At 72.9% G+C, this 18637-nt stretch carries 21 protein-coding genes; 15 read left to right on the plus strand and 6 right to left on the minus strand.

Annotated features, from left to right (window positions below; genetic code table 11):
- Positions 1-172: 172 nt before the first annotated feature.
- The 7 genes from tdh to cobU all read left to right on the plus strand — a co-directional run bounded on the left by tdh (position 173) and on the right by cobU (position 7232).
- Entirely contained in the window at positions 173-1213 is a 1041-nt protein-coding gene (tdh, locus tag Q0L15_RS18025) for an L-threonine 3-dehydrogenase (RefSeq protein WP_296605832.1), read from the plus strand.
- A gap of 1 nt (position 1214) precedes the next feature.
- Entirely contained in the window at positions 1215-2408 is a 1194-nt protein-coding gene (locus Q0L15_RS18030; RefSeq protein ID WP_296605833.1) for a glycine C-acetyltransferase, read from the plus strand.
- Between the two features lie 111 nt (positions 2409-2519).
- Positions 2520-3437, plus strand: coding sequence for a hypothetical protein (locus Q0L15_RS18035; RefSeq protein ID WP_296605834.1), 918 nt, complete (start codon positions 2520-2522; stop codon positions 3435-3437).
- Between the two features lie 84 nt (positions 3438-3521).
- A complete protein-coding gene (locus Q0L15_RS18040; protein ID WP_296605835.1) occupies positions 3522-3758 on the plus strand; it encodes a hypothetical protein in 237 nt (78 codons plus the stop codon).
- 27 nt (positions 3759-3785) lie between these two features.
- Entirely contained in the window at positions 3786-5165 is a 1380-nt protein-coding gene (locus tag Q0L15_RS18045; RefSeq protein WP_296605836.1) for a flotillin family protein, read from the plus strand.
- A 55-nt stretch (positions 5166-5220) separates the two neighbouring features.
- Positions 5221-6708 carry a cobyric acid synthase gene (locus Q0L15_RS18050; RefSeq protein ID WP_296605837.1) on the plus strand — a complete coding sequence of 496 codons (1488 nt, stop codon included), beginning with the start codon at positions 5221-5223 and terminating at the stop codon, positions 6706-6708.
- Positions 6705-7232, plus strand: a complete 528-nt coding sequence (gene cobU, locus Q0L15_RS18055; RefSeq protein ID WP_296605838.1) for a bifunctional adenosylcobinamide kinase/adenosylcobinamide-phosphate guanylyltransferase — start codon at positions 6705-6707, stop codon at positions 7230-7232. The genes Q0L15_RS18050 and cobU overlap by 4 nt, the downstream gene beginning before the upstream one ends.
- Before the next feature lie 3 nt (positions 7233-7235).
- On the opposite strand, the gene Q0L15_RS18060 is transcribed toward cobU, so the two are convergent.
- Both Q0L15_RS18060 and cobT read right to left on the minus strand, forming a co-directional pair.
- Complete coding sequence (locus tag Q0L15_RS18060) at positions 7236-7934, minus strand: adenosylcobinamide-GDP ribazoletransferase (RefSeq protein WP_296605839.1); 699 nt, start codon at positions 7932-7934, stop codon at positions 7236-7238.
- Positions 7927-8949, minus strand: coding sequence for a nicotinate-nucleotide--dimethylbenzimidazole phosphoribosyltransferase (gene cobT / locus Q0L15_RS18065; protein WP_296605840.1), 1023 nt, complete (start codon positions 8947-8949; stop codon positions 7927-7929). Before cobT ends, Q0L15_RS18060 begins: the two co-directional genes overlap by 8 nt.
- A 93-nt stretch (positions 8950-9042) precedes the next feature.
- Here cobT and Q0L15_RS18070 point away from each other — a divergent pair, with 93 nt between their 5' ends.
- Together Q0L15_RS18070 and Q0L15_RS18075 are read left to right on the plus strand one after the other, a co-directional pair.
- Entirely contained in the window at positions 9043-9633 is a 591-nt protein-coding gene (locus tag Q0L15_RS18070) for a hypothetical protein (protein WP_296605841.1), read from the plus strand.
- 7 nt (positions 9634-9640) lie between these two features.
- On the plus strand, positions 9641-10441 hold the full coding sequence (locus Q0L15_RS18075) for a spermidine synthase (protein ID WP_296605842.1): 801 nt from the start codon (positions 9641-9643) through the stop codon (positions 10439-10441).
- Between the two features lie 27 nt (positions 10442-10468).
- On the opposite strand, the gene Q0L15_RS18080 is transcribed toward Q0L15_RS18075, so the two are convergent.
- Entirely contained in the window at positions 10469-11581 is a 1113-nt protein-coding gene (locus Q0L15_RS18080; RefSeq protein WP_296605843.1) for an acyl-CoA dehydrogenase family protein, read from the minus strand.
- A gap of 5 nt (positions 11582-11586) precedes the next feature.
- Positions 11587-12774 (minus strand): acyl-CoA dehydrogenase family protein, encoded by a 1188-nt coding sequence (locus Q0L15_RS18085; RefSeq protein ID WP_296605844.1) that lies wholly within the window; start codon positions 12772-12774, stop codon positions 11587-11589.
- Between the two features lie 133 nt (positions 12775-12907).
- Between Q0L15_RS18085 and Q0L15_RS18090 the strand changes: the two genes are divergently transcribed.
- The 5 genes from Q0L15_RS18090 to Q0L15_RS18110 all read left to right on the plus strand — a co-directional run bounded on the left by Q0L15_RS18090 (position 12908) and on the right by Q0L15_RS18110 (position 16876).
- Positions 12908-14110 carry a Rieske 2Fe-2S domain-containing protein gene (locus tag Q0L15_RS18090; RefSeq protein WP_296605845.1) on the plus strand — a complete coding sequence of 401 codons (1203 nt, stop codon included), beginning with the start codon at positions 12908-12910 and terminating at the stop codon, positions 14108-14110.
- Positions 14110-14412 (plus strand): hypothetical protein, encoded by a 303-nt coding sequence (locus Q0L15_RS18095; protein WP_296605846.1) that lies wholly within the window; start codon positions 14110-14112, stop codon positions 14410-14412. The genes Q0L15_RS18090 and Q0L15_RS18095 overlap by 1 nt, the downstream gene beginning before the upstream one ends.
- Positions 14413-14416: 4 nt before the next feature.
- The gene (locus Q0L15_RS18100) at positions 14417-15541 is read left to right on the plus strand and encodes a 2Fe-2S iron-sulfur cluster-binding protein (RefSeq protein ID WP_296605847.1); all 1125 of its coding nucleotides are present in this window, start codon (positions 14417-14419) and stop codon (positions 15539-15541) included.
- Positions 15542-15712: 171 nt separating this feature from the next.
- Positions 15713-16285: a hypothetical protein gene (locus Q0L15_RS18105; RefSeq protein ID WP_296605848.1), complete on the plus strand. Its 573-nt coding sequence runs from the start codon at positions 15713-15715 to the stop codon at positions 16283-16285.
- Positions 16286-16486: 201 nt separating this feature from the next.
- Complete coding sequence (locus Q0L15_RS18110) at positions 16487-16876, plus strand: hypothetical protein (protein WP_296605849.1); 390 nt, start codon at positions 16487-16489, stop codon at positions 16874-16876.
- A gap of 19 nt (positions 16877-16895) precedes the next feature.
- Here the strand turns inward: Q0L15_RS18110 and Q0L15_RS18115 are convergent, their stop codons facing one another.
- Complete coding sequence (locus Q0L15_RS18115) at positions 16896-17570, minus strand: MBL fold metallo-hydrolase (protein ID WP_296605850.1); 675 nt, start codon at positions 17568-17570, stop codon at positions 16896-16898.
- Positions 17570-18304 carry a maleylpyruvate isomerase family mycothiol-dependent enzyme gene (locus tag Q0L15_RS18120; RefSeq protein WP_296605851.1) on the minus strand — a complete coding sequence of 245 codons (735 nt, stop codon included), beginning with the start codon at positions 18302-18304 and terminating at the stop codon, positions 17570-17572. Before Q0L15_RS18120 ends, Q0L15_RS18115 begins: the two co-directional genes overlap by 1 nt.
- A gap of 144 nt (positions 18305-18448) precedes the next feature.
- On the opposite strand from Q0L15_RS18120, the gene Q0L15_RS18125 reads away from it, so the two are divergent.
- A partial coding sequence (locus Q0L15_RS18125; protein ID WP_296605852.1) for a hypothetical protein occupies positions 18449-18637 on the plus strand: 189 nt, incomplete at its 3' end.

Consider the following 18637-nt stretch of genomic DNA (forward strand, 5'->3'; position numbering starts at 1 on the left):
GGCCCCGGGCGCGGCCACGCCGCCGCCGGCGCCTCCGAGCCCGGCTCCCGCTCCGCCGAGCGCGACGGTGGCACCGCCCCCGCCGCCGTCGTGGATGAACAAGCCCGACGGCAGCTGACCCCCGGACCGGGGTTCCTGCTCCGCCGTCTCGCCCGCGGTGCAGGATGAGCACGTGCGCGCACTCGTGAAGACCACCGCCGGGCCCGGGCTCGAGCTCATCGACGTACCCGAGCCGGTCTGCGGTGACCGGGACGTGAAGATCCGGGTGCTGCGGGCCGGGCTCTGCGGCACCGACCTGCACCTGCTCACCTGGGACGACTGGGCGGCCTCGACCGTGCAGACGCCGATGACGATCGGCCACGAGTTCTTCGGCGAGGTCGTCGAGGTGGGTGCCGACGTCGACCACATCGAGGTGGGCGATCGGGTGTCCGGCGAGGGCCACATCGTGTGCGGCGCCTGCCGCAACTGCCGGGCCGGTCGCCGCCAGCTGTGCATCCACACGATCGGCGTCGGAGTGAACCGCGACGGCGCCTTCGCCGACTACATCGTGATCCCCGCGACGAACGCATGGGTCCAGCCGGCCGACCTCGACCCCGATCTCGGCGCGCTGTTCGACCCGCTGGGCAACGCCACCCACACCGCGCTGCAGTGGCCGGTGGTGGGGGAGGACGTCGTGATCACGGGTGCGGGTCCGATCGGCATCATGGCGACCGCGATCGTCCGGCACGCCGGTGCCCGGCGGATCGCGGTCACCGACCTGCGGCCCGAGCGCCTCGAGCTGGCCACGCGGGCCGGTGCCGACCTCGCCGTCGACCTCTCCCAGGGCCACGACCTGGCCTGGGCCCAGGCGCAGCTCGGGATGCTCGAGGGCTTCGACATCGGCCTGGAGATGTCCGGAGCGCCGGCCGCCGTGCGCGACATGCTGCTGAACCTCAACCACGGCGCGCGGGTCGCGCTGCTGGGCCTGCCCCACTCGGCGTACGAGATCGACTGGGGGCGGGTGATCACGCACATGATCACGCTCAAGGGCATCTACGGCCGCGAGATGTTCGAGACCTGGTACCTCATGGGCTCGATGCTGGCGACCAGCCCGGCGCTGCGTGACGCCGTACAGTCGGTGATCACGTGGCGCGGCCCGGCCGAGCGCTGGGAGGAAGCGTTCGAGCACACCCGGTCCGGCACCGCCGGCAAGGCCGTCCTGGATTGGAGCTGAGATGTACGGCGACGTGAAGCAGCAGCTGGCCGACACCCTGGCGGAGATCGAGGCGGCCGGGCTCTACAAGCGCGAGCGCGAGATCACCACGCCGCAGGCGGCCCACATCGGCACCACCGCGGGCGAGGCACTGAACTTCTGCGCGAACAACTACCTCGGCTTCTCCGACCACCCGGACGTCATCGCGGCGAGCAAGGATGCGCTCGACCGGTGGGGGTTCGGGATGAGCTCGGTGCGCTTCATCTGCGGCACCCAGACCCAGCACACCGAGCTGGAGCGGCGCCTCGCCGACTTCCTCGGCACCGAGGCGACGATCCTCTACAGCTCGTGCTTCGACGCCAACGGCGGCGTGTTCGAGGTGCTGTGCGGCGAGGAGGACGCGATCGTGTCCGACGAGCTCAACCACGCCTCGATCATCGACGGCATCCGCCTGAGCAAGGCGGCCCGCTACCGCTACAAGAACGCCGACATGGGCGACCTCCGCACCCAGCTGGTCGCGGCACGCGAGGCCGGCGCCCGCCGGGTGCTGATCGCCACCGACGGTGTGTTCTCGATGGACGGCAGCTACGCGCCGCTCGACCAGATCTGCGACCTCGCCGACGAGTTCTCCGCGATGGTCCTCGTCGACGACTCCCACGCCGTGGGCTTCGTCGGCGACGGCGGGCGCGGCACGCCCGAGCGGTTCGGCGTCATGGACCGCGTCGACATCATCACCGGCACGCTCGGCAAGGCCCTCGGCGGCGCGTCGGGTGGCTACGTCGCCTCCCACCAGGAGGTCGTCGACCTGCTTCGGCAGCGCTCGCGCCCCTACCTGTTCTCGAACTCCGTCGCCCCCGGCGTCGTGGCCGGCTCGCTCCAGGCGCTGGACCTGGTGACGTCCTCGAGCGAGGCCCGCGACACCCTCGCCGCCAACAGTGCGCTGTTCCGCTCGCTGATGAGCGATGCCGGCTTCGAGCTGCTGCCCGGCGAGCACCCGATCACCCCCGTCATGTTCCCCGGGGACGACGGCGCCCGGCTCGCGACCGCGATCGCCGACCACATGCTCGGCCAGGGCGTCTACGTCATCGCCTTCTCGTTCCCGGTGGTCCCGCGCGGCAAGGCGCGCATCCGCGTGCAGCTCTCGGCCGCTCACTCCGAGGACGACGTACGCCGCTGCGCCGAGGCGTTCGTCACCGCTCGCGCCGCCCTCGCCTGACCGCACCCGCAGTCCCCGCCGGGTGACCAGCCTCGCACCTCCGGGTGCGCGGTTCGGGCAGTTACGGACGGCATGGGGCCGTAACGTGGGAGTGTCGACGAGGAGGACGCTGTGGTCACCGGCACCCGGGAGTACGACCTGTTCGGGCCCTGGGTCGACGAGGTCCGCACCGAGGACGAGGTGCCGCGGCTGTACCGGCGCCACCCGCTCGACCTCGCCGCGGCGCGGCTGGTGCTGAAGGTGCCGCGCGACATCGCGCGCCGTGACGCGCGCCCGGACATGGATCTCTACGACCACCTGGTGGCGCTCGAGCCCTCGTGCCTCACCGTGCTCAGCCGGTCCGCCGGTGCCGGTGGGTACGTCGTCCGCCAGGTCGCGTACGGCGACGTGGTCGCGATCGAGGACGTGGTGACGCTCCTGGACGCCCGGGTGCGGGTGCACGCTCGCGACGGCGAGGTCGTGACGATGACCTACAACGGCGCCGACCGCGGCCATCCGGGCCGGCTCGTGGAGCAGCTGCGGGTGCTCGCCATGGAGCGCTCGGCGGACGGCGAGGTCGCGGCCGCGCCGGGCGTGCCCACGCTCCTCGACCAGCACGCGCTCGGCCTCGACGACATCGGCATCGTCAACGCCCACCGGGCCGTCGCCGCCGCACGGCCGGCGCTGCAGGCCGTCGCCTGGCACCCGCGGCAGGTGGTGCGGCCCGGGGGAGGCGGTGTCTCCGCGGCGGCGCGCTCCGTGACGCACGCGCTCCGGCCGATGACCGTGCACGCCGCGCTGGTCGCACTCGACGACGACACCGTCGAGGTGTTCGACCGGGTCGGGCTGGCGCGGGGCCGGTCGCCGGTGCACACCCAGGCGCGTCGGCTGGTGGCGCGGGAGGCCCTGACCGAGGTCCGCGTCGAGCCGCACCCGGTCTACCCGACGGTGCGGGTGGTGACGCTGGTCGCCGGCCAGGCGCGGCTGACGCTACCGGTCCCCGCCGGGTCGTCGACCGAGCGCGCTCTGGCGGGTCTCCGCGCACCCTGACCGATCCCAGGTGGCCACCGGCGCGTCGGTGTGGTCTGATGTGCCCGTCACGTCGCTCGGAGCGGGACGCGAACGGGGGTTCGGATGGCACGCAGGTCTGCGGTGGACCGCGGGGACGACAACGTCGTCGGTCGCGAGGGACGCGTGACGGGCACGGTCGGCCCCGGTCTCGTCGGAGAGGTCATGCTCCCGATCCGCGGCGGCAGCGAGGCGTTCAACGCCTACCCGTACGTCGGCACCGACACGCTCCCGATCGGCACACTGGTGCGGGTCATGGAGTACGCCCAGCCGCGCATCGTCTACGTCTCCGCCGCGCTCTAGCGCTGGTCCGAACAAGGAAGCACTGCCATGACTCTCGTGATCGTGGGCGCCGTCGCGCTCGTCGCCGTCCTCTTCCTCGTGCTGGTCTTCAAGATGATCTGGCGCGTCGCCGAGCCCAACGAGGCGCTGATCATCTCGGGCCTCGGCGCCCACGGTGAGACCCCGGCCGACATGCCGGGCGACACGGGTCGAGGCTTCAAGATCGTGGTCGGCCGCGGCACCGCCGTGATCCCCGGGTTCCAGACCGTGCGCCGGTTCTACCTCGGGCTGCGCACGACCACCCTCACGGTCAAGGCGCCGTCGAACCAGTCGATCCCGCTGACCGTCAAGGGCGTCGTCGTGTTCAAGGTCGCCGACGACAAGGCCAGCATCGCCAACGCCGCGCGCCGCTTCCTGGAGCAGAACGAGGAGACGCTGGTCAGCACGATCCACGAGCTGTTCGCCGGCCACCTCCGCGCGATCGTCGGCGGCATGACCGTCGAGGGGATGCTGCACGACCGCGAGTCACTGACCGCCAACATCCGCACGTCCCTGGCCGACGACCTCGGCAAGCTCGGGCTGATCGTCGACTCGCTGCAGATCCAGGAGATCGACGACGAGGTCGGCTACATCAACAACCTCGGCAAGCCGCAGGCCGCCGCCATCGAGGCCGCCGCGCGCATCGCCGCCGCCCAGCGCGATCAGGAGGCCACCCAGGCCGAGCAGATCGCCGACGCCCGCAAGGCCGAGGCCGTCCGCCAGTCGCAGATCGAGCAGGCCGGCTACCAGGCCGAGGTCGACACAGCGAAGGCCCAGGCCGCGCAGGCCGGCCCGCTCACCGAGGCGCAGGCCCGCCAGGAGGTCGTCAAGGCCGAGACCGCGGCGGCCGAGCTCGACGCCCAGCGTGCCGAGAAGGTGCTCGACACCGAGATCCGCAAGCCCGCCGACGCCGAGGCCTACCGTCAGATCACGCTCGCGGACGCCGACCGCCAGGCCAAGATCGCCCGCGCCCGCGCGGAGGCCGAGGAGACGACGCTGCGCGGTGACGCCGAGGCCCGTGCCACCGCCGCCACCGGTGAGGCCGAGGCGAAGGCCATCCAGGCCCGCGGCCTCGCCGAGGCGGCCGGCATCAAGGCGCGCGCCGAGGCGCTCGCCGAGAACCAGGACGCCGTCATCGCCCAGACGATCGCCGAGAACTACCCCGAGATCGTCAAGGCCGGCGCCTCCGCGCTCGGCAACATCGACAACCTCGTCGTGCTCAATGGCGCCGACGGCATGGAGGACATGCTCGGCAAGGCGCTCACCATGGGCGGCGCCGGCCTGGGCCTCGCCCAGAGCCTGATCAGCTCGATCAAGACCGGTGCGGTCGACGGGTCGGTCAACGGCACCGGCCCGGCCGCGCAGGCGTCCGCCGACGCCACGGCGTGAGCGGCGTGGTCTGACGGCAGGTGCCGTCCGGCCGGCCTCCTATGCTGGGCTGCCCATGGGCGGGATCCTGATCGCCGGCACCACCTCAGATGCCGGCAAGAGCGTCGTCACGACGGCGCTGTGCCGGTCGCTGGCGCGCGCCGGGGTGCGGGTGGCGCCCTTCAAGGCCCAGAACATGTCGAACAACTCGATGGTGTGCGCCGACGGCGCCGAGATCGGCCGAGCCCAGTGGATCCAGGCGGTCGCGGCGCGCGCCGAGCCCGAGGCCGCGATGAACCCCGTCCTGCTCAAGCCCGGCAGCGACCTGCGCAGCCACGCCGTGGTGATGGGGCGCCCTGCCGGTGAGGTCGGCGCCCGGGACTTCGCCTGCCGCCGGGACCGGCTGACCCGTACGGCGTACGACGCCTTCGACGACCTCGCCTCGCGCTACGACGTCGTGGTGGCCGAGGGCGCGGGCAGCCCCGCGGAGATCAACCTGCGCGCGGGTGACTACGTGAACATGGGCCTGGCCCGGCACGCCGACCTGCCGACGGTGGTGGTCGGCGACATCGACCGCGGCGGGCTGCTCGCCGCGATGTTCGGCACGGTCGCGCTCCTGGAGGCCGCCGACCAGCGGCTGGTACCAGGGTTCGTGGTCAACAAGTTCCGCGGGGACCTCTCCCTGCTGACGCCGGGCCTGGAGGAGCTCGAGCGGCTCACCGGACGCCGGGTGTACGGCGTGCTGCCGTGGCACCCCGACCTCTGGCTGGACGGCGAGGACACCCTCGACCCGGTGTCGCGCCGCGCCGGGAACGGGCGAGCAATCCTCAGGGTGGCCGTGGTGCGGCTGCCGCGGATCAGCAACATCACCGATGTCGACGCCCTCGGCCTCGAGCCCGGCGTCGACGTCGTGTTCGCGAGCGAGCCGCGTGCGGTCTCCGACGCGGACCTGGTGGTGCTGCCCGGCACCCGGGCGACGATCGCCGACCTGGCCTGGCTGCGCGAGCGCGGCCTGGACCGCGCGATCCACGCGCACGCGGCCGCAGGGCGACCGGTGCTGGGCATCTGCGGGGGCTTCCAGATGCTCGGCCGGTGTGTGTCGGACCCGGCGGGCGTCGAGGGTGTGGCCGGAGCCGAGGTCGAGGGGCTGGGCCTGCTCGACGTACGCACCGACTTCGTCGAGGACAAGGTGCTGCGGCTGCCGCGCGGCACCGCGCTCGGCGCGGCCACCTCGGGCTACGAGATCCACCACGGGGTCGTCACGCGCGGAGCGGGGGCCGAGGAGTTCCTCGGTGGGGCCCGGGCCGGCCACGTCCTCGGGACCATGTGGCACGGCAGCCTCGAGGGCGACAGCTTCCGCGCGGCGCTCCTCACCGAGGTGGCCCGACTCACCGGGCACGTGTGGGAGCCTTCCGGGGTGAGCTTCGCAGCAGCGCGCGAACGCCGGCTCGAGCTGCTGGCCGACCTCGTGGAGGAGCACCTCGACGTCGCTGCCATCGCCGACCTCGCGACGAGCGGGGCGCCTCGCGACCTGCCGTTGCTGCCCCCGGGATCGGCGCGATGAAGGTCCTCGTCACCGGTGGCGTCCGCTCCGGCAAGTCCAGCCACGCCGAGCGGCTGCTCGAGCACGCGCCCGCGGTCACCTACGTTGCGCCCGGGCCCACCCCCGACGAGGACGCCGACCCCGACTGGGCCGCCCGGATCGCCGCGCACCGGGCCCGCCGGCCGGCACGCTGGACGACGCTGGAGTCCCGCGACCTCGCCACCGCGCTGGCCGTCGACGGCGCGATCCTCGTCGACTGCCTCGGCACCTGGCTGGCCGCGGTGCTCGACGAGGCGGCGCTCTGGGACGCGGAGCCCGGCGAGATCCATCGTCACGTGAGCGCGCAGACCGACGCGGCGATCGCCGCCCTCGGCGCGGCGCGCGGACCGGTCGTGGTCGTCACCAACGAGGTCGGGCTCGGCGTGGTGCCCGAGCACCGCTCCGGGCGCCTGTTCCGCGACCTGCTCGGCGTGGTCAACCAGCGCTTCGGCGCCGCCTGCGACGAGGTGCACCTGGTGGTCGCGGGCCGGGTGCTGCGGCTCTGATCGTCAAGCCCACGACCACGCCAGCAGCGTCGTCGCCAGCGCGACCTCGATCGCCGCGCCGAGGACGTCGCCGGTGACCCCGCCGAAGCGGCTCACGGTGCGTCGGGTGAGCGCGAGCACCACGAGGCCTCCGACCACCGAGAGCAGGACACCGCCCACGACGGCCACGGGGACCGGCACCGTGCGGGTGACCGCGGCGCCGAGGCCGTCGGGCCGCGCCGGTGGCACGCGGGTGCAGCACACGATCCACAGCGCGCACCGCGACAGGCACACGAGGACGCCGGCGAGGGCGGCGCGCCAGCCCACCTCGACGTACGCCGCCAGCGCGGCGACCTGGACGCCCAGGACGACCACGGTCGCGACGACCCCTGCCGGACCGCTCGTGCCGGTGCGCATCACCTCCAGCGACCGCGCCCGGTCGTAGGAGGCCGTCAGCCCGTCGGCGGTGTCGGAGAGGCCGTCCCAGTGCAGCGCCCGCGAGCCCATCGCCAACGCGCCCACGGCGACGAACGCGACGGCGAGCGGCGGCAGGTCGGCGGCGGCGCCGAGGACGAGGACGAGGGTGACGACCAGCCCGAGCGGAAGCACGGCCGCCGGCGCGAGCAGCATGGCGCCCCGGGCTGTGCGCCGGTCCACGGCGGAGACCGCTCGCACCGGCAGCGCCGTCAGCGTGCCGACGGCCAGCCGCCAGGACTCACCCACCGAGCTCGCTGAGCAGCGCCACGTCGCGCAGCACGGCGACGGCGCTGCGCAGGACGGGCACCGCGGCGACGGCGCCGCTGCCCTCGCCGAGCCGCATGCCGAGGTCGAGCGCCGGCTCGAGGCCCATCTTGGCCAGCGCCAGTGCCTGGGCCGGCTCGGTGGATCGGTGTCCGGCGGCGAACCAGGCGGCCGCCCCGGGGTCGATGCGGTCGGCCGTCAGCGCACAAGCGACCGCCATCAGGCCGTCCAGGAGCACGGGCACGCCCTGGCGGGCCGCCTCCAGCAGGTAGCCGGTGCTCGCGGCCAGGTCGGCGCTCGCGAGCGCGGTGAGCGTCTCGACCGGGTCGTCGGTGCGGGCGCCGGCGCGGGCCAGCGCCTGGTCGATCACCTGCTCCTTGTGGGCCAGGGCGGCCGCGTCGACGCCGGTGCCGCGCCCGGTGACCTCGCTGGCCGGCAGGCCGAGGGCCGCGGCCACCATCGCTGCTGCGGGAGTCGTGTTGCCGATGCCCATGTCGCCGCTGATCAGCAGGTCGGCGCCCGCGGCGATCTCCTCGCGCGCGACGGCCGCCCCGGCGGCCAGCGCGGTGCGGGTCTCCTCGGCGGTCAGGGCGTCCTCGAGGTGGATCGGCCCGGACGAGCGTCGCACCTTGAACCGGCGTACGTCGTCGGGGACGCCGTCGAGGTCGTCGTCGACGCCCAGGTCCAGCACCCGCACCGCGACGCCGTGCGCGGCGGCCAGGGCGCTGACGCCCGCACGGCCGGAGACGAACGTGCGCACCATCGCGGCGGTGATCTCGGGCGGGTACGCCGAGACGCCGTACCGCGCGACGCCGTGGTCGCCGGCGAAGATCACGACCCGGACCGAGTCGAGCCGCCGGGGCGGGGCCACGCCCTGGCAAGCGGCGATCCACACGGCGAGGTCGCCGAGCCGGCCCAGGGCCCCGGGCGGGGTGGCGAGCGCGGCGAGGCGCTCGCGAGCGGCCGAGGCGACGTCGGGACGGGGCGGGGTGATCACGGGCGGCTCCTGCAGCGTGGACGGGCGCTCACCGTAGCGCGCTGGGACGTTGGCCTCTGGTCCGGGAGCGTTCCGTGCTGGAAGCATCGACCCATGGTCGGACCGCGGATGTTGCTGGCGACGTTGATGGCCTCGGTGGTCGTCGTCGTGCCGCCCGTGGGGGCGTCCGCGACCCGGGTGGATCCCGTGGTCCAGGCGCCCGACGCGACCGGGGACGTCCGCATCTTCCACCGCGCCGACGGGCTCTCCGACGGGCAGCGCCGCACGATCGACGCCAGCGCGTTCACCGTGACGCCGGTCGGCGACGAGGGCGATCTCCGGTTCGCGGTGACGATCGCGCGGGTGACCGGCTCGCACCGGTTCGACCAGATGGTGTTCGTGCGGCTGGTCCCGCCGGCCGGCTCCGAGGCGACGTGGGAGACGCAGATCGGGTTCAGCCCGCAGAAGCCCGACTGGGCCTACGCCACGCGCTACCTCGACGACACCGGTCGCTATCGCAACTGCGAGCCGCTCGTGTCCCAGACCAGCGGCGGCACGGAGCTCAGCCTCGACGTGCCGGTGAAGTGCATCCCGCCGCAGGAGGCGGCGATCCGGGTCGAGCTGCTCACCGGGCGCTTCCGCACCGATGCGAACCCGTGGTCGCGCGACCGGGTGCCGGTCCCCGGTACCTTCGACCTGCGATGAGGCGTGGGTGAGCAGCGAGGCGGACGTGATGGAGATCGTCCCGGGTGACCGACCGGGGAGCCATGTGCTCCGCCTGTCCGGGATGAACCAGTCCTATGTCGACCTCGAAGACCCGACCCGCCTGGTCTTCGACTACGTACGCCGGATGGCCGACGTCCTCGACGCCGCCGCGCCGCCCGGGGAGCCGGTGCGGGTGGTGCACGTCGGCGGCGCCGGGCTGACACTGCCGCGGTACGTCGCGGCTACGCGGCCCGGGTCGGCCCAGGTCGTGCTCGAGCCGGCGGCGGAGGTCACCGAGCTCGTGCGCCGCGAGCTCCCGCTGCCGCGCCGCAGCGGCATCAAGGTCCGCTCCGTCGGGGGCCGGGAGGGCCTCGCTGCACTCCGGGACGGTCATGCCGAGATCGTCCTGCTGGACGCGTTCGCCGAGGCCCGGGTGCCGGCGGAGCTGGTGACGGTGGAGTTCTTCGACGACGTGGCCCGGGTGCTCGGCGAGGGCGGGCTCTTCGTGCTGAACCTGACCGACCGGGCACCGTTCGGCTGGAGCCGCCGTGTGGTGGCGGCGCTGCGCCAGGTGTTCGGCACGGTCGTCCTCACGGCGGAGCCCGCGACGCTGCGGGCCCGTCGGCTCGGCAACCTGGTGGTCGTGGCCTCGCGCGGCGCGGTGCCGGTCGAGGCGCTCGGCTCGCGGGCGGCGAGCGCGACCTCGCCGTACCGCGTCCTCGACGCGCGGCAGGTCAGCGACGGCTTCGGTGGCGGGATCCCGTTCACCGATGCGGACACGGCACCGTCGCCGCCGCCCGATCGCTGAGGTGCCGACCGCTGCAGCGGCCGGGCCTCACGCCGGCTCGGCCGCCAGGGCGCGTCCGATCGTGAGTGCCTGCTCGGTGGCACCACCGTGGAGGAACTCGAAACGCTTCGCGCCGGTGAAGTAGCGGTGCGCCTCGCCGTCGAGGTCGATGCCGACGCCGCCGTGGACGTGCACGGTTGTGTGGGCGAGCCGGTGGCCGGCGTCGGCCGCCCACAGCTTGGCGACCGCGACCTCGGTGTCGGCGGGGAGCCCCTCCTCGAGCCGCCACGCGGCCTGCCAGAGCGTGAGCCGCTGGCCGAGCACGTCGATGTACCCGTCGGCCAGGCGCTGCGAGACCGCCTGGAACGTGCCGATCGGACGGCCGAACTGCTCGCGCGTCTTGGCGTACGCCGAGGTCAGCCGCAGCGCGCCCTCGGTGATGCCCAGCTGCTCCGCGGAGGCGGCGAGCAGCAGCAGCTGTCGCAGCCGGTGGTCGGCCGTGCCGTCGGCCGCTCCGACCAGCCGGTCCGCCCCCAGGGCGACCCCGTCGAGGTCGAGGCGCGCCACGGCGTCGCGGTCGGAGAACGTCTGCGCCACGACGCTCACGCCTGCGTCGACCGGTTCGACCAGGAACACCCCGACCCCGGTCGGGGTGTCGGCCGGGACGAGGAACGCGTCGGCGTAGGGGCCCGCGGGCACGATGGCCTTGCTGCCGGTGAGGCGGAAGCCCTCACCGGCGGGTGTGGCGACCGTCGTCGGCCGCGACGGGGCGTAGGCCCGCTCCTCGGCGACCGCGGCGGTCAGCACGACGTCGCCGGTCGCGGCGCGGGGCAGCCACTGCTGGCGCAGCGCGTCGGAGCCGTGCTCGGCCAGCAGCCGGGCGGCCGGGCCGTGGGCGGCGAGCGGCACGGGGGCGACCGTGCGGCCGACCTCGACGAGCACGCGGCACAGCTCGACGAGGCCGAGCCCCGCGCCGTCGTGCTCCTCGGGGAGCGCGAGCCCGAGCAGCCCGGCCGCCCCGAGCTCGGCCCACAGGTCGCGGTCGAACCGGTCGCCGCCCGCCTCGACCGTCTTGAGCCGGTCGTTGGTGGCGCGGTCCTTGAGGATGCCGGCCGCGAGCTCCGCGGCCTCGTCCTGCTCGGCGGTGAAGGTGAAGTCCATGATCATTACCTCTTCGCTGCGGGCAGACCGAGCCCGACGTAGCCGATGATGTCGCGCTGGATCTCGTTGGTGCCGCCGCCGAAGGTCATCACCAGGGCGGAGCGGTAGTAGCGCTCGAGCCGGCCCGCGAGGACCGCGCCGTCGGAGTCGCCCGTCACTCCGGCGTTGGGACCGACGATCTCCATCAGCGAGCGGTAGACCTCGGTCGCGAGCTCGGAGCCGTAGATCTTGGTCGCCGAGGCCTCGGCGGGGGAGAGGGCCACTCCGGCGTCCGCGTCGGCCGCGAGCTTCCAGTTGACCAGCGACAGGGCCTCGGCGCGGGCGTGCGCACGGCCCAACCCGATCTGCACCCATTCGGAGTCGATCACCCGCTGGCCGTCGGGGTTCTTGGTCTCCTGCGCCCAGCGGCGCACCAGGCCGATCGAGTGCGTCAGCGGCGCGGCCGACGTCAGCGCGACCCGCTCGTGGTTGAGCTGGTTGGTCATCAGCGACCAGCCGCCGTTGAGCTCGCCGACGAGGTTGCCGTAGGGGACCCGCACGTCCTCGTAGTACGTCGCGCTCGTGCTGACGCCGGCGACCGTGTGCACCGGCGTGTAGGAGAAGCCCGGCGCGTCGGCCGGCACCAGGATCATCGACAGGCCCTTGTGGCGGGGGAGGTCGGGGTCGGTGCGGCACGCGAGCCAGATCCAGTCGGCGTACTGGATCAGCGAGGTCCACATCTTCTGGCCGTTGATCACCCACTCGTCGCCCTCGCGGACCGCCTTGGTCTTCAGGGAGGCCAGGTCGGTGCCGGAGCCGGGCTCGGAGTAGCCGATCGAGAAGTGCAGGTCGCCCGCGAGGATGCGGGGGAGGAAGTAGTCCTTCTGCTCCTGGGTGCCGAAGCGCATGATCGTCGGCCCGACCGTGTTGAGCGTCAGGTAGGGGATCGGTACGCCGGCCACCGCGGCGACGTCGGTGAAGATCAGCTGCTCGACCATCGAGCGGGCCTGCCCGCCGTACTCCTTCGGCCAGCCGATGCCGAGCCAACCATCGGTGCCGAGCCGGCGGATCACGTCCTTGTAGACGCCGGCCTCGCCGAACTCGCCGGTCGCCGACGCCAGACCGGCCCTGACCTCGGGGGTGACCAGTGCGGCGAAGTAGTCGCGCAGCTCCTCGCGGAGCCGCTCCTGCTCGGGCGTGAGGGCGATGTGCATGGGGACTCCATCGGGGGCGGATCGAGGTCGGCGTGGCAGGGTGGCCAGTGGATCCTGGGGGTGGGGCGCTGGCGACCGCGACCCAAAAACTATAACCTGTTCTCGTTTTGGTCCACCTGTCTGGAGGCACGCCATGAGCCCGACCCAGTCCAGCGCCCCGTCCAGCGCGCGCGCCCTCGACCACGGCACGCCGCCCGAGAGGTTCGCGCGTGGGTGGCACTGCCTCGGCCTCGAGTCGGCCTTCGCGGACGGCAAGCCGCACGGGATCGAGGCGTTCGGCGGCAAGATCGTCGTCTGGCAGGACTCCCAGGGGCAGATCAACGCCCTGGACGGCTACTGCCGCCACATGGGCGGCGACCTGACCCAGGGGACGGTCAAGGGCGACGAGATCGCCTGCCCGTTCCACGACTGGCGGTGGGGCGGCGACGGCAAGTGCAAGGCGATCCCGTACGCCCGCCGGGTGCCGCTGCGGGCGCGCACCCAGCGCTACCCGGTGGTGGTGCGCAACGGCCAGGTGATGGTGTGGCACGACGTGGAGGGCTCCGAGCCGGACCTCGACATCCTGCCGCCGGAGCTGCCCGGTGTGGGCACCGACGAGTACACCGACTGGACGTGGGAGGTCCTCGACGTCCCCCACGCGCACTGCCGCGAGATCATCGACAACGTCGTGGACATGGCGCACTTCTTCTACATCCACTTCGCGTTCCCGACCAGCTTCCGCAACGTGTTCGAGGGACACGTCGCGACGCAGTTCATGGAGTCGACCGGCCGCCCCGACGTGGACGGCGCCGGCTACGGCGACGAGGGGCTGATGCTGAAGTCGGAGGCCTCGTACTACGGGCCGTCGTACATGATCAACTGGATCAACGTCGACTACAAGGGCTTCGAGACCGAGGTCATCCTCATCAACTGCCACATCCCGACCTCGCAGAACTCCTTCAAGCTGCAGTACGGCCTGTGCGTGAAGAAGCCCGAGGGCGTCGACGACGCCACCGCCGAGTACATCGGCCGGCGCTACTCCGAGACGTTCAAGCAGGGCTTCGAGCAGGACGTCGCGATCTGGCTCAACAAGGCGCCGGTGCAGAACCCGCTCCTGTGCGAGGAGGACGGCCCGGTCTACCAGCTGCGCCGGTGGTACGAGCAGTTCTACGTCGACAAGGCCGACGTCACCCCGGAGATGACCGAGCGGTTCGAGTTCGAGGTCGACACCACCAAGGCCAACGAGCACTGGCGCGCCGAGGTCGAGGAGAACCTCGCCCGCAAGAGCGCGGAGGACGCCGACGATCAGCAGGCGCCGGACCCGGAGTCCACGCCGCCGATCATGACGGGCACCTGATGGCGTCCTTCGTCCCCACCAGCCCCGAGACGCTGGAGGACCAGCGGCTCTACACCCGGGCGCGGCTGGTCGAGGTGTCCTGCCTGGACTGCCTGGCCACCGTCGGGGTGAAGAAGAACAGCGAGCACCACACCTCCATCCAGTGGTCGGACGAGGCCCTGGGGCACTGCCCGGAGTTCGCGAGAATGGCGGCCCAGCCCGGCGGGCGTCCGGTGTACGCCGGCTGCTCGCGGCTGGTCGCCAGCATCGACGCCGCCGTGCGCGAGGGTCGCATCCCCATCGGAGCCGAGGACGGTTACTGAGCAGATGAGCGAGGAGTCCTTCGAGCTGAGGGTCGTGGACGTGGTCGAGGAGACCGCGGACGCGCACTCGATCTCCTTCGAGGTGCCCGCGGGTGCCGAGGAGCAGTTCACCTACAAGCCGGGTCAGTTCCTCACCCTGGCCGTGCCGAGCGACCAGACGGGCGTGGCTGCGCGCTGCTACTCGCTCTGCAGCAGCCCCGGCGACGGCGGCCCGCTGACGATCACCGTCAAGCGCACGGCCGACGGCTACGCCTCCAACTGGTTGTGCGACCACCTCCGCGAGGGCGACACGATCCGGATGCTGCCGCCGAGCGGCATCTTCAGCCCGGTGTCGCTCGATGCCGACCTGCTGCTGTTCGCCGGCGGCAGCGGCATCACGCCGGTCATGTCGATCACCCGCACCGCGCTGCGTGAGGGGAGCGGGCGGATCGTGCTGTTCTACGCCAACCGCGACGAGCGGTCGGTGATCTTCGCCGGCGAGCTGTCCCGGCTGGCTGCCGAGCACCCCGACCGGCTGCTGGTCGTGCACTGGCTGGAGTCGGTGCAGGGGCTGCCGACGCAGGAGCAGGTGCGGGCGTTCGCGGCCGACCACGCGTCGTACGACGCCTTCGTCTGCGGTCCGGCGCCGTTCATGAAGATGGCCGTCGCGGCCCTGAAGGACCTGGGGTTCCCGCGCGAGCGGCGCCACCAGGAGAAGTTCATCTCGCTGGGCGGCAACCCGTTCGGGGACCTGCACGACCGCGAGGTCGCCGAGCACGAGATCGAGGACGCCGAGCACGACCCCGACGACGTCTCGGGCGACGTCTCGGGCGACGAGGGCGCGCCGGCCGCGGAGGAGGACCAGCCGCAGGGGCCGGTCAAGCTCGAGGTGGAGCTCGACGGCGAGCAGTACGTCTTCGACGACTGGGCGCCCGGCACCAAGCTGCTCGAGCACCTGGAGTCCAAGGGCGTGAAGGCCCCGTACTCCTGCCGCGAGGGGGAGTGCTCGGCCTGCGCGGTCCGGCTGCTCGAGGGCGACGTGAAGATGCTCCACAACGACGTGCTCGACGACGAGGACATCGCCGACGGCATCCGGCTGGGCTGTCAGTCGGTCCCGGTGACCGACACGGTCAAGATCACCTACCACTGACCCGGGCTGTCGGTCGTCGGCCGAGCTCGTCCTGGAGAATTCCTGGCATTTCTGGTCTAGGCCGCGGGGGTCACGGGCCGGGTACGGCGTAACGCTGTACCCGTCGGGTCAGTTGCCCGCACGATGAACACGCGTGAGGCACGCCCGGAGCCCTGGAAGGAGGTGCGCGACGTGATCCTCCTGCTCGCTCTGGTGTGCCTGGTCTGCCTGGGCCTGGCGATCGCCGGGACCGTGTGCGCGCCGTCGGCCCAGGGCTCGCGCCGACGCGACCTCGAGCTGCAGCGGCACCCCGAGCGCGTCCACCACGGCGACGTCGAGGCCCAGCTGCTGAGCGCAGGCGTGGCGGCCCCGACCGTCGAGCGGGTGATGCGGCTGGCTCGGACCCGTCGCTTCTCGGCCCGCACGCTGTGGCGGTGGGCGACGGCGTACGGCGCCGACAGGCTCGTCGTGGTGATCGACGCCGGCCTGGCCGAGGACGCGATGCTGGACCACCTCGACGCGGGCACCGCGCCGCGGTGGGACGCCCTGGGCGTCTTCGCCCGGCTCAGCGAGGACAACCTCCCGGCCGGGATGCCGATCGCCGAGCTGCTCGACCTCGACTCGATCCCCACGATGGACGACCTGACGTTCCCGACCGGGCTCGCGGACTGGTCGACCGACCCCGCGCCCTCGGGCCGCTCGCCGCTCCCGCCCACCACCGACTGGGAGGCCGACGGCGACGGCGGCTGGTCCTCGGTGGCCTGACCTCGGCCGCTCATCGACGGGTGTCGTGCGGGTGCGCCGGTCGGCATCCCCAGCCGACGGCCTCGTGAGCGTGCGACCACGGCCGGCTCTGGGTGGGCCAAGGTCCCGGGAGCCCGGCACCTTCGCACCTACCGCCTCGTCCCCGCCGCTCCTAGCCTGCGCGAGGGTGGCTCGGTCGGGCCATCTCGGGAGGAGGATGACATGCACCTCTGGAAGCTCGTCGTCACGGCTCTCTCGCTGGTCCTGGTGGCGGCGACGTTCGCTCCAGCACCGGCCAGCGCGCACGGTCGGATCGCTCGCGGCGACTACCCCTGCTACACCTACGACTCGAACAGCCAGAAGGTCTACACCGGATACGTCTTCCGGGTGCGGGCCGCCGGCAAGTACGCCTTCGTCAGTCCGGGCCACTGGGTCAAGAAGGGGGCGTTCGCGCACCCGCGGCGCGGAGCCGGCCTTCGCTGGACCAGCGGGTACCTGCACCAGGCGGCCCGGGGACACCACATGTACGACCCGTCGTACGGCATGAACGTGATCGAGATCCTGTGGAACCAGCCGCGAGGCGGCGAGGACTACTACGACTGCTTCCAGTAGTCCTCTCCCGCCGTGGTCCTCACCAACCGCGGTCGCGCCACTCCGGGAGCGCCGGGCGCTCGGCGCCGAGCGTCGAGTCGTCGCCGTGGCCGGGGTAGAACCAGGTGTCGTCGGGGAGCCGGTCGAACACCTTGGTCTCGACCTCGTCGATGAGCTGGGCGAAGGCCGCCTTGTCGCCGAACGTGTTGCCGACGCCGCCCGGGAACAGCGAGTCGCCGGTGAACAGGTGCGGGTGGCCGTCGGGGTCGTCGTACAGGAGGGCGATTGATCCGGGCGTGTGCCCGGCGATCGCGATCACCTCGAGCGTGCAGTCGCCGACAGCGACGGTGTCGCCGTGGGCGAGGCGCCGGGTGACGTCCACGCCGGTCTGGTCGGTGATCGCAGCGGCGTCGGGGGCGCCGGCCACCACCTCGGCGCCGGTCGCCGACACCACGTCGGCGAGCGCGCGGTGGTGGTCCCAGTGCTGGTGGGTCGTCGCCACCGTGGTCAGCCCGGCCTCGCCGATCAGGGGCAGCAGCGTCTCGGGCTCGGCGGCTGCATCGACCAGCACCTGCTGCCCGGTGTGGTGGCAGCGCAGCAGGTAGCAGTTGTTGGACATCTTCGGGTCCACGGCCACCTTGGTGATCGTCAGGTGCGCCAGCTCGCGCACGTCGGGGCCGCCGCCCGGCGTGACCCGTCCGGTGTAGTCGTTCATCACCACTCCTCGATCTGCGGCAGCTCGCCGCGGTCGCTCGTCAGTCCCTCGCCGCTCCCGCGCCCGGTCAACCACCAGCCGAGGTCGGCGGCCGCGCCGGAGACCGTCGGCCCGGAGGAGGCATCGCCGTACGTCCAGGTCCGGTCGAGGTCGGTGGCGCACGCCGTGAAGCCCGCCTCGGCGACGTCGCGCGAGGCCATCGAGTCGAGCAGCAGCTCCGCGAACTCCGCCGGCCAGCTGCGGTGGTCGTAGCCGGCGCCGAGGTCGGCGTGGTGGATCTCGACCTCGCGCAGCCGCATGCCGGGGACCGCGGCGGCGGGGAACGTGCGCCCGCCGGGCACCCGCTCGATCTCGGTCGACGAGGCGTCGTCGGGGACCGCGGCGATCGCGTCGGCCAGGTCCGTGCACGCGCCGAGGAGCCGGGCCCGGACCGCCGCCGGCTCGGCGCCGGCCAGCTCCTCGATGTCCGCGTCGCGTGCCGCCTGCGAGGCGTACATCGGGACCGGGTCGCCCTCGACGATCCCACCGAGGGCTCCGGCGAGCGCCTCGGCGTTGAGGGCCAGGTGGGCGAGCACGTGGGCTCGGGTCCAGCCGGGCAGCAGGCTGGGGGAGTCGTAGTCGGCCTCCGGGAGCCCGTCCGCGGTCCGGACGAGGCGGCGGGTGGCCGCGGCGAGGAGGTCGTCGGTCGCGGCCAGGGACGGGCTCCGCGGTGGGTCGGGTGTGAGGTCGGCCATGGCCCCATCCTGCCGGACCGGAGCGTTGTCGGTGGCCCGTGAGATCGTGGGGAACATCGGTGCGTCCGGGGTCGTTATGTCCAGCTCGCGCCGGTTACGATGGCGAACACGTGTTCGAAGACGAGGGGACCAGGGGACAACGCAGTGGCGGACCAGCTCATCATCCGGGGGGCCCGGGAGCACAACCTCAAGGACGTCTCGATCGACCTGCCCCGTGACTCCCTCATCGTCTTCACGGGGTTGTCCGGGTCGGGCAAGTCCTCGCTCGCCTTCGACACGATCTTCGCCGAGGGCCAGCGCCGCTACGTCGAGTCGCTCTCGGCGTACGCCCGT

It is taken from the genome of Nocardioides sp. (genome assembly GCF_024509035.1).
Taxonomy (GTDB): Bacteria; Actinomycetota; Actinomycetes; order Propionibacteriales; family Nocardioidaceae; genus Nocardioides.